10 protein-coding genes and 1 pseudogene are annotated in these 12142 nt (G+C 65.8%); 5 read left to right on the top strand and 6 right to left on the bottom strand.

The annotated features are described in order from the left end of the window. Positions 1–5: 5 nt before the first annotated feature. The 6 genes and pseudogenes from AC1ROK_RS08655 to AC1ROK_RS08630 form a co-directional block, all read right to left on the bottom strand. A complete protein-coding gene (locus AC1ROK_RS08655) occupies positions 6–1484 on the bottom strand; it encodes a mannitol dehydrogenase family protein (RefSeq protein ID WP_492845829.1) in 1479 nt (492 codons plus the stop codon). A gap of 47 nt (positions 1485–1531) precedes the next feature. Beyond that, positions 1532–1663, bottom strand: a pseudogene (locus tag AC1ROK_RS08650) (ATP-binding cassette domain-containing protein); the annotation flags it as partial. A gap of 39 nt (positions 1664–1702) precedes the next feature. Then, complete coding sequence (locus tag AC1ROK_RS08645; protein ID WP_492845827.1) at positions 1703–4378, bottom strand: ATP-binding protein; 2676 nt, start codon at positions 4376–4378, stop codon at positions 1703–1705. Further along, positions 4378–4611: a hypothetical protein gene (locus tag AC1ROK_RS08640; protein ID WP_492845825.1), complete on the bottom strand. Its 234-nt coding sequence runs from the start codon at positions 4609–4611 to the stop codon at positions 4378–4380. The genes AC1ROK_RS08645 and AC1ROK_RS08640 overlap by 1 nt, the downstream gene beginning before the upstream one ends. Before the next feature lie 3 nt (positions 4612–4614). Next, complete coding sequence (locus AC1ROK_RS08635; RefSeq protein ID WP_492845823.1) at positions 4615–4998, bottom strand: response regulator transcription factor; 384 nt, start codon at positions 4996–4998, stop codon at positions 4615–4617. 53 nt (positions 4999–5051) lie between these two features. Beyond that, the gene (locus AC1ROK_RS08630) at positions 5052–6674 is read right to left on the bottom strand and encodes a helix-turn-helix domain-containing protein (protein WP_492845821.1); all 1623 of its coding nucleotides are present in this window, start codon (positions 6672–6674) and stop codon (positions 5052–5054) included. 180 nt (positions 6675–6854) lie between these two features. Between AC1ROK_RS08630 and AC1ROK_RS08625 the strand changes: the two genes are divergently transcribed. The 5 genes from AC1ROK_RS08625 (at position 6855) to AC1ROK_RS08605 (ending at position 12026) form a co-directional block, all read left to right on the top strand. Further along, a complete protein-coding gene (locus AC1ROK_RS08625) occupies positions 6855–8204 on the top strand; it encodes a substrate-binding protein (protein WP_492845819.1) in 1350 nt (449 codons plus the stop codon). A gap of 74 nt (positions 8205–8278) precedes the next feature. Beyond that, a complete protein-coding gene (locus AC1ROK_RS08620; RefSeq protein WP_492845817.1) occupies positions 8279–9307 on the top strand; it encodes a branched-chain amino acid ABC transporter permease in 1029 nt (342 codons plus the stop codon). Positions 9308–9309: 2 nt separating this feature from the next. Then, positions 9310–10455, top strand: a complete 1146-nt coding sequence (locus AC1ROK_RS08615; RefSeq protein WP_492845816.1) for a branched-chain amino acid ABC transporter permease — start codon at positions 9310–9312, stop codon at positions 10453–10455. A 6-nt stretch (positions 10456–10461) separates the two neighbouring features. Then, positions 10462–11250: an ABC transporter ATP-binding protein gene (locus tag AC1ROK_RS08610; protein WP_492845814.1), complete on the top strand. Its 789-nt coding sequence runs from the start codon at positions 10462–10464 to the stop codon at positions 11248–11250. Continuing rightward, positions 11250–12026, top strand: a complete 777-nt coding sequence (locus AC1ROK_RS08605; RefSeq protein ID WP_492845812.1) for an ABC transporter ATP-binding protein — start codon at positions 11250–11252, stop codon at positions 12024–12026. The genes AC1ROK_RS08610 and AC1ROK_RS08605 overlap by 1 nt, the downstream gene beginning before the upstream one ends. Positions 12027–12142: the final 116 nt, after the last annotated feature.

Raw genomic sequence — 12142 nt, 5'->3', positions numbered from 1 at the left:
CCCGCCTAGAGGGTCCCACCGAGATACGCTTCGAGCGTCGCTTTGGTCCCACGTGACCAGAGGCTCGACAGCGCCGTGGTGAAGGCCGCGACATAGGTCGGGTTGGTGGCGAGCGACCCGAAGATATCGCCCATCGACAGCCACGCCACCGGATCGGATTTGGCCTCGGTGGCCAGCGCCGTCAGCCGCTCCCAGTTCGGGTCGTTCGGTGGGATCGGCTTGCCGCTGTCGCTTTCGCCGTAGCAGTAACGGGCCCAGAGCGCCGAGACCAGCGCCAGCCCGGTCACCGATTGGCCCGCCGCCAGCCGATCCGCCGCTGACGGCAGGATGAATTTGGGCTGCCGGTTCGAGCCGTCGAGGCAGAGCCGCTGGATGGTGTCGCCGATCTTGGGGTTCGAGAACCGCCGCTCGATCAGCTTGTAATAGTCGCCGAGATCGGTGTCGGGCACCGGCGGCACCACCGGCACGATCTCCTCGCGCTCGACCTTTTCGAGGAAAGCCCGGATCAACGGATGCTCCATCGCCTCGTGCACGAAATGGATGTCGAGCAATCCGGCCGGGTAGGCGATGGTGGCGTGCCCGCCGTTGAGAATGCGGATCTTCATGTGCTCGTAGGGCGCCACGTCGGGGACGAACTGCACCCCGACCTTCTCGAGCCCCGGGCGACCGGCCGGGAAGTGATCCTCCAGCACCCACTGCTTGAACTCTTCGCAGAACACCGGCCAGGCATCGACGATGCCGAAATCGGCCTCGAGCGCATCGCGCTCGCGCTGCCCGGTTGCCGGAGTGATGCGATCGACCATGCCGTTGGGGAAGGCCACCACCTCGCGCACCCAGGTGGCGAGCTCCGGGTTGATCAGCTCGGCGAGCCCCGCCACGGCATTCTCAGTGACGTGGCCATTGCCGGGGATATTGTCGCAGCTCATCACCGTGAACGGCTGGATGCCGCGCTCCCGGCGCAACTGCAGGCCGAGGAGGATCAGCCCGAACACCGTCCTCGGCGCCTCCGGGTTGACACTGTCGGCGACGATATCTCGATGGTTGGCGTCGAACCGCTGCGAGGCCGGATCGATATAGTAGCCGCCCTCGGTGACGGTCAGCGAGACGATCCGCACTTTCGGGTCGGCCAGCGTTTCGCTGATCGCGGCGAGGTCTCCGATCGGCAGGAAGTCGATCATCGCGCCGGTGACGCGGGCGCTGGCTTTGTCCGCTTCCTGCTCCACCACCGTGGTCAGGTAATCCTGCCCCAGGAGCTTTTCGCGCATCTCGGCATCGTTGGCCCGCACGCCCGCGCCGACCAGCGCCCAATCGTGGTCAAGCCCCAGGTTGAACAGGCTGTCGAGATAGACGGCCTGGTGGGCGCGATGGAAATTGCCGACGCCGAAATGCACGATGCCTGCGGTCAGCGAGCCGCGCTTGTAGTGCGGCACGCTGGCGCTGGCAGCGATCTCCGGCAGGGCTTCGGCGGAGAGTGGAATCGGCATGGCGGTCTATCCTGGGTGGTTAGCGGAGCGCCTGGCCGGTGCGGTCGAGTCGACTTGCCGCACCCCGAGGGCCCGACGAATACGACGAACTCGCCATCCTCGATTTCGAGCGAACATCGGGACGAGCCATGAAGCTTTGCCCTCCGAGTGGGCGGATACTCATCGAGCGGGCGAATAATCGCAAGCCCAAATCGCCCCGCCGCCTTCCAAGCCCGCTTCTACAGCAGGGGCAGGGTGATGCGGAAGCAGGCGCCCTGGCCACCTCCCGGCAGCAGTTCCAGTTTGCCGTTCATCCGCTCGATCAGCTGGCGCGAAATGGCAAGGCCGAGGCCTGCGCCCGCGGGGGCGGTAACTCCACCCGATTGGCCGCGCGCGAACTTCTCGAAGATCAGTTTGCGCTCGGATTTGGGGATGCCGGGACCGTTATCGGCGACTTCGATGAGATAGCGACCGCGCCCGGTGCGGGAGCGGATTTCCACCATCGGTTCGGCCGCATCATTGTACTTGATGGCGTTGGAGATCAGGTTGATCAGCACCTGACACAGCCGATCGGGCTCGCCCGAGATCACCGCGCTGGGCGCCCGGGTGCCGATGGTCAGTTGCATGCGGCGCTGCCGCGCCAGCGCCGAGCAGACTTCGATGGCGCGATCGATCGAGTGTTCGGCCTCGATCGCGGCGTTGTCCCAGCCACGCTCACCGCGGTCGAGCGCGCTCATCCCCAGGATGTCGTCGAGCAGCTTGGTGAGCCTGAGGCTCTCCTGATGGATGGTCCTGACGAAGCGCTGCCGCTCGTCGGCGGTCAGCCTCTGCTCGTCGAGCAGGATTTCCGAGAACGAACGGATCGAGGTCATCGGGGTACGCACCTCGTGGCTGACCTGGCTCAGGAACTCGTCCTTCTCGGTGTCGATGGCGCGCAACTGCACGTTGGCTTCCTCGAGCTTCTGCGCCGTCGACCGCAGCTCGGCAGAGGTTCGCTCCAGCTCCTGCGAATACTCGATCACCTGTCGGGTCTCGCCGGCCATCTCGAAGACTTCCTCGAGCGACACGGCGTCGCCCGAAACCACCTTGCTGAGCATGACATGCGCCGACGCAGAGCCGATCGAGCCGGCGAGTTCGCGCTCCAGCCGATCGATGAACTGCGGCGGCGGCGTACTCCCGACGCCGTCGAACAATGCCTTGGCGCGCGGCGAACCCAGCACCCGCTCAGCGACGAAGTAGAGATCCTCGACCGTCGCCGAGCCGCGGATCACCGCCGGCGCGCCGGTCCCTGGGCGGCGGAACAGATCGGCAAACAGCGCGGCCTGCACCCGTTCGAGCGCCGATTGCGAGGTGAAGAGCGAAACGACCACCAGCGTTGCGGTGTTGAGCAAAAGGCTCCAGAACACCGCGTTGACCAGTGGGTCGATATCCTCGATGCCGAACAGCGCCTCTGGCCGCAGCCAGGTGAGGCCCCAGGGCCCTTCGGCCATGATCTCAGCCACCAGTGGCGATGAGCTCTGGAACGACGGCATGAAGCTCGACCAGGCCCAGACCACGAAGCCGACCGCCACCGCCGATGTCGCGGCCTTGAGCGAGGCCTCGCGCCAGAACAAAGCCGCGATGATGGCGGGGAGGAACTGCGCCACGCCGCAGAACGAGATCAGCCCGATCGGCGCCAGCGCGTCGGAATCGCGCGTCAGGTAGAAATACAGGAACCCCAGTAAGAGGATCAGCGCGATCGAGAAGCGTCGCGAATTGAGCAGCAGGCGACTGACGCCGCGGGCACTGGCAACGCCATGCCCCTGGGTAACGCGCAGCACGATCGGCATGACGATGTGGTTGGAGACCATGATCGAGAGCGCGATCGACTCGACGATGATCATCGAGGTGGCCGAGGAGAAGCCGCCGATGAAGCTGAACAGCGCCAGCCCTTCCTGCCCGGCCGACAGCGGCAGGGTGAGGACGAACATGTCCGGGTTGGCGCCCGTCGGCATCGAGGTCAACCCGAACAGCGCAATCGGCAGGGTGAAAAGGCTCATCAGCAGCAGGTAGGCGGGAAAGGCCCAGCCGGCGGTGCGGAGGTGATTTTCGTTGGAGTTCTCGACCACGGTGATCTGGAACTGTCGGGGCAGGCAGAGGATCGCCGCCGCCGAGAGCACGTTCATCGCCACCCAGCGGTCGTCGAAATTGCCGGTCGAGTAAATGTCGATGCCGGCGGCCTCGGCGCGCGAGAAGATCGCTTCGAGCCCGCCGCCCGCATAGATGACGAAAATGCCGATCGCCAGCAGCGCCGCCAGCTTGACGACGGCTTCGAAGGCGATGGCGGCGACGACGCCGTGATGCTGCTCCTTGGCATCGACATTGCGCGTGCCGAAGAGGATCGTGAACAGCGCCATCCCGGCCGCCACCGCCAATGCCAGGCCGACCTCGTCGATGCCGCGCAGCGTCCGGCCGGGAAACTCGCCGACGCCGGCAATGGCCTGCAGCGACGAGGTCACTGCCTTCAGCTGCAGCGCGATATAGGGCGCGATGCCGATCACCGCGATGACGGTGATCAGTACGGCGAGCCGGCTCGACTTGCCGAACCGCGCCGATAAGAGGTCAGCGATCGAGGTGATGCGCTGCTTGTGGCTGATCCGCACCAGCCGCCGGAGCACGAACCACCAGCCGATGAACACCAGCGTCGGCCCGAGATAGATGGCGAGATATTCGAGCCCGTTGCGCGCCGCCGAACCGACCGCGCCGTAAAACGTCCAACTGGTGCAATAGACCGAGATGGCGAGCGTGTAGATGAAGGGCGAGCGCAGGAACGCCGCCTTGTGGTTACGCGCCTGGCGGTCGCTGACATAGGCGATGAGGAAGAGCAGGCCGACGTAACCGATGGCGACGGCAATGACCACGTCCGGCGTCAGCATCAGCCCTCGCCCTCGGATGGCGGTTCGGCCTCGGCTTCGCGCGGCAGGCGGCGACCGAGCCAGAACGCGGCGACGATCAGCCCCAGCCAGCAGACGAACAGGTAGATCACCTCGAGCGGCACGCCGAACAGGCGGCGCTCGAGCTGGAACACCACGGCGAGCGGCGGCAGGATCAGCAAAACACCCAGGAGGCTGAGGAACAGCGCCGCGCTTTCGAGCTTCCGGCGCTCCATGGCCTACTCCACCGCCGGAGCGAGGCCCATCAGTTCGCGCACCGCCCCGACCACCTCGGCATTGGCATAGGGCTTGGTGACGAACCGGTCGGCGCCGAGCTCCTCGGCGGTGCGGCGATCCTGTGCCTGCCCCTTGGCGGTGAGGATCAGCACAGGCAATTGCCGCAAGGCGTCATCGGCGCGGATCTGCTTCAGTACATCGAAGCCCGAGCGCTTGGGCAACATCACGTCGAGCACCAGCACCCTCGGCATGCTGCGGCGCACCGCGCTGAGCGCGGCGTCGCCATCGGTGACCGCTTCGATCGACCAGCCGGCGCGGCGCAGGATGAAGTCGAGCGATCTCAGAATGCTCGGCTCATCCTCGGCGATGAGAACATCGACAGCCAAATCTCCCCCTCCTGCCCGACCTCCCAATCAGGCTTTACTTAACTTAGGCATATCTAGTCCGGCTCGCCAATGTCGAAACGCCGAGGCACCAGCGGCGCCCGAATGGCGGCCGGCTCGCCCGCCGTGGTGAAGGCTTCTTCCTGCCGGTCGGCGCAATCGCGCCGCGGGCAGAGCCGGCAGCTCGGACCCACCGGCACGTCGGCGCTGCTGTCGCCGAGATCAAGGCCGGCGCCATAAACCGTGCGATCGGCATGCAGCACATCGCAGGCGAGCATCACAGAGGTCGGAATGGCGTGGTCGGCATAGCCGGCGCCGGAGCGGGCCTGGGCGCTGGCGATGAACAGGTAGCGCGAGCCGTCGGCGAACTGCGCGATCTGCCGGGCGAGCGTCCGCGGCGTGCGGAAGGCGCCATAGATCACCCAGCGCGGGCAGGCATGGCCGGCGCTCGGTAGCGGTAGGCCGGGCAGGGGGAAGTGCTTGGTCAGCCGCCCCGCCGCATCGGAGCGGAGAAACCCGAACGGCAATCCGGGCTCGCCCGGTTTGCGCAACGAAACCAGGCGATGCGCCACCTGCTCGAAGCTCGCGGTATAGAGCTGGCGCAGCGTCTCGATGTCATAGCGCTGCGCTTCGGCGTCGGCGAGGAAGCGCGCATAGGGAAAGACGATGGCGCCCGCGAGATAGGAGCTGAGCGCCCGATAGCCGAGCCGTCGCGCCGTGCCGGTCGAGAGCTGCGGGGTGTCGACTTCGCGCTCGATGGCGTCGGCGGCACTGAGTTCGGCATAAAGCCGGGTGAGCTGGAACTGCCGGGTGGCAGCGCCTGCACTCGCCTGGAACCACATGGTGCGGGTGTTGGCGTTGAAGTGATACTGGCCCGGGAACCCTGCGGCATCCACCTCGCGCCCGGCGCTGCGGGCAATGCTGACCCCGAACTTCGCTGTCAGGCAGGCGGAAAGCGCCGCTTCCCCGAACGGCGCCTCGGCTTCGATCTCGGCGCGCAGCTCGGCGGCGACGGCCTCGAGCCCCGGGAAGTAATTGTCGCGCTCGAAGATCAGGTCGTCGAGTTCGCGGATCGGCGACAGGCTGCGCCGCGCGCTGGCATCGACTTCGAACTGGCCGATCAGGCTGCGCGCCACGTCGGTGAGCCCGCGCGTCTCGCGCGTGATGGTCGCAACGAACCGGTTGCGCTCCCCCTCTTCGAGATCGGTGACATCCTCGAGAATTTCAGCGGTGGAGCGGACGGCGGTGATGCCGGAAAGGATGCGGTGCAGTAATTGCGCCAGCAGCGGATCGGTCCGCAGCCGGTCGGCGTAGCTGTCGGCATTGGCAGTGGCGCCGAGATAGGCGCGGCGGAGGCGAGCGATGGCGCGTGCGGCGGCCGGCTGCTGCGCCACCAGATCGCGCGCGGCCGGCAGGTCGATGCCCTCGAGGATTGGATCGGCGAAGGCTTCGTCGAGTTCGGCGATCAGCCGGTGCTCGGCATCGCCGCTGAGTTCGCTCAGTTCAACGCCGAGTTCTTCGGCCAGGCGGATCAGCAGCGAGCCGCCGACATGGCGTTTGTTGCGCTCGATCAGGTTGAGATAGCTTGCGGAAATCCCGGTCCGGCGGGCGAGCGCAGCCTGCGACACGCCCAGGGCCCGGCGACGTGAACTGATCTTGAGGCCGATCGGCGCGCGCATGCATCCCCCTTGGCTTGTCAATGTATTGACACATCTGCAGTCGAGCAAGGCCAACGATTTACAGAAATGCTGAGCAATATCAGTCACGTATTGCGCAGCTTTGCAGGTCGCCGGATAGTGGTGCATCGCTGTGAGGCGCATGGCAATGCACCGTGCCCCGCCGCGCATGAGGAGGAGCTAATGACCAATTCTGGGAACTTCAGCCGCCGTGGCGTGCTGAAGGGCGGCCTTGCCGGCATTCTGGCGACCGGCGTCTCGCCGCTGATTTTCACCCGGGGCGCCTATGCCCAGGAATTCTGCAACGCGCCGACCGGTGACACCGTCACCATCGGCTTCAACATGCCGCTGACCGGCGCCTACGCCGATGAGGGCGCCGACGAGCAGCGCGCCTACGAACTCGCCGTCGAGCACCTGAATGGTGGCGGTGACGGTGGCCTGATCCCGTTCTTCTCGTCGAAGACTTTGAAGGGCAACGGCATTCTCGGCAAGAAGGTGGTGGGCGTCACCGGCGACGACCAGACCAAGGCTGACGCTGCCCGCGACTCGGCCCGCCGCATGATCGAGCGCGATGGCGCGGTGATGATCACCGGCGGCTCTTCCTCGGCAGTGGCGATCGCCGTGCAGGGCCTGTGCCAGGAGAAGGGCGTCATCTTCATGGCGGCGCTCACCCACTCCAACGACACCACCGGCAAGGACAAGAAGCGCTACGGTTTCCGCCACTTCTTCAATGCCTATCAGTCGGGCATCGCGCTTGGCCCGGTGCTCGGTGAGGCCTATGGCAAGGATCGCGTGGCCTATCACCTGACGGCCGATTACACTTGGGGCTGGACCCAGGAAGAGTCGATGAAGAACGCCACCGAGGCGCTCGGCTGGAAGACCCTGGCGCCGGTTCGCACTCCGGTGGGCGCGGGCGACTTCAGCCAGTATCTGACGCCGGTGCTGAACTCGGGCGCTGACGTCTTGATCCTCAACCACTACGGCTTCGACATGGTGAACTCGCTCACCCAGGCGGTGCAGTTCGGCATGAGGGACAAGCAGGCCAACGGCAAGCAGTTCGAAATCGTCGTGCCGCTGGTCTCCGACCTGATGGCCAAGGGCGCCGGCGATGCCATGAAGGGCATTTACGGCACCTCGAACTGGGATTGGCAGCTGCCCGACGATGCGTCGAAGGCCTTCACCAAGTCGTTCGGCGCCAAGTTCGGCCAGCCGCCGAGCCAGGCCGCCCACACCTCCTACGTGCAGGCGCTGCTCTATGCCGACGCCTGCGAACGCGCCGGCACCTTCTATCCGCCCGAAGTCATCAAGGCGCTGGAAGGCTTCGAGTTCGACGGCATGGGGAATGGACCGACCAGCTACCGCGCCGCAGACCATCAGTGCTTCAAGGAAGTCTATGTGGTGAAGGGCAAGGAAGCGCCGGCCAACCCGTTCGACCTGCTCGAAGTGGTCGCCACCGCCTCCAAGGAGAGCGTCACCTACGATCCTTCGATCTTCGGCGGCGAACTCGGTCCCGACACCGCGGTCGCCTGCTGACCGAAACCCTGAGGCCCGCTCCGGCTGCGACCCAGCCGGAGCGGATATTCCGGACATCAACGGGGCAGCGGACCATGGACGCCATACTCGCGCAACTTCTCAACGGCCTCGACAAGGGCGGCGCCTACGCGCTGATCGCGCTCGGGCTGACACTGGTGTTCGGCACCCTCGGCGTCGTCAACTTCGCGCATGGCGCGCTGTTCATGCTCGGCGCCTTCTGCGCCGTCACCTTCCGCTACCTGATCACGCTCGAAACCGTCACGGTCGACCCCACCCAGACCACGGCCTGGGGGACCGCGCTCGAGGTGCGCACGCCGCTCGCCCAGACCTGGTTCGGCGATTGGGGCGCCGTGCTGATCGATTGGTCGGTGCCGCTCTCGATCCTCCTCGCCATCCCGGTGATGCTGGTCATCGGCATTGTCATGGAGCGTGGCCTGATCAAGCATTTCTACAAGCGCCCGCATGCCGAGCAGATCCTCGTGACCTTCGGCCTCGCCATCGTGCTGCAGGAGATCGTCAAGGCGATCTTCGGGCCCAACCCGATCAGCCAGGCTATGCCCACTGCGCTGCGCGGCGCCGCCGATGTCGGGGCGCTGATCGGCCTCGCGCCGGGCGCGCTCACCTATCCGCTTTGGCGGCTGGTGTATTTCCTGTTCTCGGCCGGCGTCATCGCCGCGGTGTTCGCTTTCCTCCGCTTCACCACCTTCGGCATGGTGGTGCGCGCCGGCATGGCGGATCGCGAGACGGTGGGCCTGCTCGGCATCAATATCGATCGGCGCTTCACCATCATGTTCGGCCTCGCCGCCGTGGTCGCTGGGCTCGCCGGCGTGATGTACACCCCGCTGCTGCCGCCCAACTACCACCAGGGCATGGATTTCCTGGTGCTGAGCTTCGTCGTCGTGGTGGTCGGCGGCATGGGCTCGCTGCCGGGCGCCGTGGCCGCCGGGTTCCTGCTCGGGATCCTGCAGAGCTTTGCCTCGATGAACCAGATCAAGTCGATCATTCCCGGCATCGACCAGATCATCATCTACCTGACGGCAGTGGTGATCCTCCTCGTCCGTCCGCGCGGGCTGTTCGGCCGCCGCGGCATGATGGAGAACTGACCATGGCGCTGTTCCAGCTCTCCCGCCGCGACGCGCTGATCCTCGCGATCTTCGCCCTGGTCGTGGTCACCATGCCGGTGTGGACGGCGCCGTTCGGCGCCAACTATCCCGGTCTGATGCAGAAGTTCGCGATCTACGCGATCTTCGCCATCGGCTTCAACATCCTGTTCGGGCTCACCGGCTACTTGAGCTTTGGCCACGCGGCATTTCTCGGCGTCGGCTCCTACACCGCCGTGTGGTCGTTCAAGCTCCTGACCATGGATGCGCTGCCGGCGCTGCTCCTCGCGGTACTGATTTCGGGGCTGTTCGCGCTCGCCATCGGTTTCCTGAGCCTCAGGCGGTCGGGGATCTATTTCTCGATCCTGACACTGGCCTTCGCGCAGATGAGCTACAATCTCGCCTACTCGGTGCTCACCCCGATCACCAACGGCGAGACCTCGCTGCAACTGACCTTGCAGGACCCGCGCCTCATCGATCTCGCCTTCGCTTCCCGCGGCGCGGGCCTGCCGACAGCGAGCCTGCTCGGCATGCCGCTGAGCGGCCTCAGCGGCTTCTATTTCTGCGCCGTGGTGCTGATGATCGCCTTCTTCTTCGCCCAGAAGGTCTTCGCCTCACCCTTCGGCATGATGCTGCGCGGCATCAAGTCGAACCAGATGCGGATGAGCTACACCGGCTTCAACACCCGCCCCTACGCGCTCACCGCCTTCGTCATTTCCGGCATGTATGCCGGGCTTGCCGGGGCCTTGCTGGCGGTCACCGATCCGCTCGCCGGGGCCGAGCGCATGCAGTGGACGGCGTCGGGCGAGGTGGTGCTGATGACCATCCTCGGTGGCGTCGGCACGCTGATCGGGCCGGTGATGGGCGCCTGGCTGATCAAGTACTTCGAGAACATCTTCTCGTCCTTCAACGAGGGCATCCTGAGCCGCTTCTTCGACTTCATCCCCGCCCCGCTGCACGACACCATCGTCGCCATTGCCAGCAAGTTCGTCGGCGAAGGCTGGCAGTTGACCCTGGGGCTGCTGTTCGTGCTCGTCGTGGTGTTCCTGCCGGGCGGCATCATGGAGGGCGTGCGCCGCATCGGCGCCTTGTTCCGCCGCCGCGGCAGCCCCCCGAAAACCGGCGCCATACGCGTCCAGCCGGCGGAGTAGCATGAGATGACAACTTCCGAGCGCAATGTCGTTCTGCATGTCGACGACGTGAGCAAGAATTTCGGCGGGTTGCATGCCCTGTCCGATATCGACCTCGAGGTCGAGCAGGGCAAGACGCACGCCATTATCGGGCCGAACGGCGCCGGCAAATCGACCCTGCTCAACGTCATCATCGGGCGGCTCGCGCCGACCAGCGGCGCCGTGGTGTTCGATGGCCAGGTGCTCACCGGCCGGAAGCCCTACCAGATCAACCAGCTCGGCGTGGCCCGGGTGTTCCAGACGCCGGAGATCTTCCCCGAATTGACGGTGCTGCAGAATGTCATGGTGCCGGCATTCGCCAAGCGCGACGGGGCCTTCCGGGTCAATGTCCTACGGAGCGTCGATGGCGAAGCGGCGCTGCGCGACGAGGCCGAAGCGATCATCGAGGATGTCGGCCTTTCTGATCGCCGCCTTTCCCATGCCGGCGCGCTCAGCCGGGGCGACAAGCGACGCATGGAACTGGCCATGTGCCTGATCCAGCATCCGCGCCTGCTGCTGCTCGATGAGCCCACCGCCGGCATGTCGCGGCACGACACCAACACCACCATCGACCTCTTACAGAAAATCAAGGCGCGCGGCATGACCAAGGTGATCATTGAACACGACATGCATGTCGTGTTCTCCTTGGCCGACAAGATCTCCGTCCTGTCGGGCGGCAGGATCATTGCCGAGGGGCTGCCCGATGAGGTGCGTGGCAATATCAAGGTGCAGGAGGCCTATCTCGGCGGCGCCCACCGGCTCGAGGCGGTGCACTGATGAGCGCGATCGCCATGGACGCTGATCTCACCACCACCGCCCGCAGCACCGAGCGTGTCGTGCCGCACGACACCCCGTTCTTTGCGACGAAGGATATCCACGCCTATTACGGCGAGAGCTACATCGTGCAGGGCGTCAGCTTCGACATCCGGCACGGCGAAATTCTCGCGCTGCTTGGCCGCAACGGCGCCGGCAAGACCTCGACGCTGCGCACCATTGCGCGCGTCGACAACCCGACGCTGCAATCGGGCGAAATCTGGCTCGACGGCCAGCCTGTCCACAAGATGAAATCCTTCGAGGCGGCGCGCGCCGGTATCCAGCTGGTGCCCGAGGATCGGCGCATCATCCAGGGCCTGACGGTCGAGGAAAACCTCACCATCGCGCAGGTCGCCCCCGGTCGCGGCTGGGAGCTCGAGCGGATCTATTCGCATTTCCCCAGGCTTGCCGAACGCCGCCGGCAGGAAGGCGTGACGCTGTCGGGCGGCGAACAGCAGATGCTGGCCATCGCCCGGGCGCTGGCGCGGGACCTGAAGCTCCTGCTGCTGGACGAGCCCTATGAAGGGTTGGCCCCGGTCATCGTCGAGGAGATCGAACGCATCCTCAACGAGATCAAGGCGCTCGGCATCACCACCATCATCGTCGAGCAGAACGCCGTCGCCGCGCTCCGCCTCGCCGATCGCGCCGTGATCCTCGACACCGGCGAAGTGGCCTTCACCGGCCTCGCCGCGGACGTGCTCGCCGACGAAGCGCTGCGCCGCGAGTACCTCGCGATCTGAGGGCTTGCGCCACGTGCCATGGGGTATCGCGCGACAGGGGGCGGCCTTGCTGCATCACGCCGCACCCTGTTCCCTTTCCGACCCGAGTCTGATTTGACAAGTGCGATCAACGCCTT

The organism is Devosia sp. GW821-FHT12F11 (genome assembly GCF_058806655.1).
Note: the sequence above shows the minus strand (reverse complement) of the source record. Positions and strands in the feature narration are given on the sequence as shown.

Coding starts and splice junctions, on each gene's coding strand:
- AC1ROK_RS08655 (WP_492845829.1), bottom strand. CDS start 1,484: ATGCCGATTCCACTCTCCGCCGAAGCCCTGCCGGAGATCGCTGCCAGC.
- AC1ROK_RS08645 (WP_492845827.1), bottom strand. CDS start 4,378: ATGCTGACGCCGGACGTGGTCATTGCCGTCGCCATCGGTTACGTCGGC.
- AC1ROK_RS08640 (WP_492845825.1), bottom strand. CDS start 4,611: ATGGAGCGCCGGAAGCTCGAAAGCGCGGCGCTGTTCCTCAGCCTCCTG.
- AC1ROK_RS08630 (WP_492845821.1), bottom strand. CDS start 6,674: ATGCGCGCGCCGATCGGCCTCAAGATCAGTTCACGTCGCCGGGCCCTG.
- AC1ROK_RS08625 (WP_492845819.1), top strand. CDS start 6,855: ATGACCAATTCTGGGAACTTCAGCCGCCGTGGCGTGCTGAAGGGCGGC.
- AC1ROK_RS08620 (WP_492845817.1), top strand. CDS start 8,279: ATGGACGCCATACTCGCGCAACTTCTCAACGGCCTCGACAAGGGCGGC.
- AC1ROK_RS08615 (WP_492845816.1), top strand. CDS start 9,310: ATGGCGCTGTTCCAGCTCTCCCGCCGCGACGCGCTGATCCTCGCGATC.
- AC1ROK_RS08610 (WP_492845814.1), top strand. CDS start 10,462: ATGACAACTTCCGAGCGCAATGTCGTTCTGCATGTCGACGACGTGAGC.
- AC1ROK_RS08605 (WP_492845812.1), top strand. CDS start 11,250: ATGAGCGCGATCGCCATGGACGCTGATCTCACCACCACCGCCCGCAGC.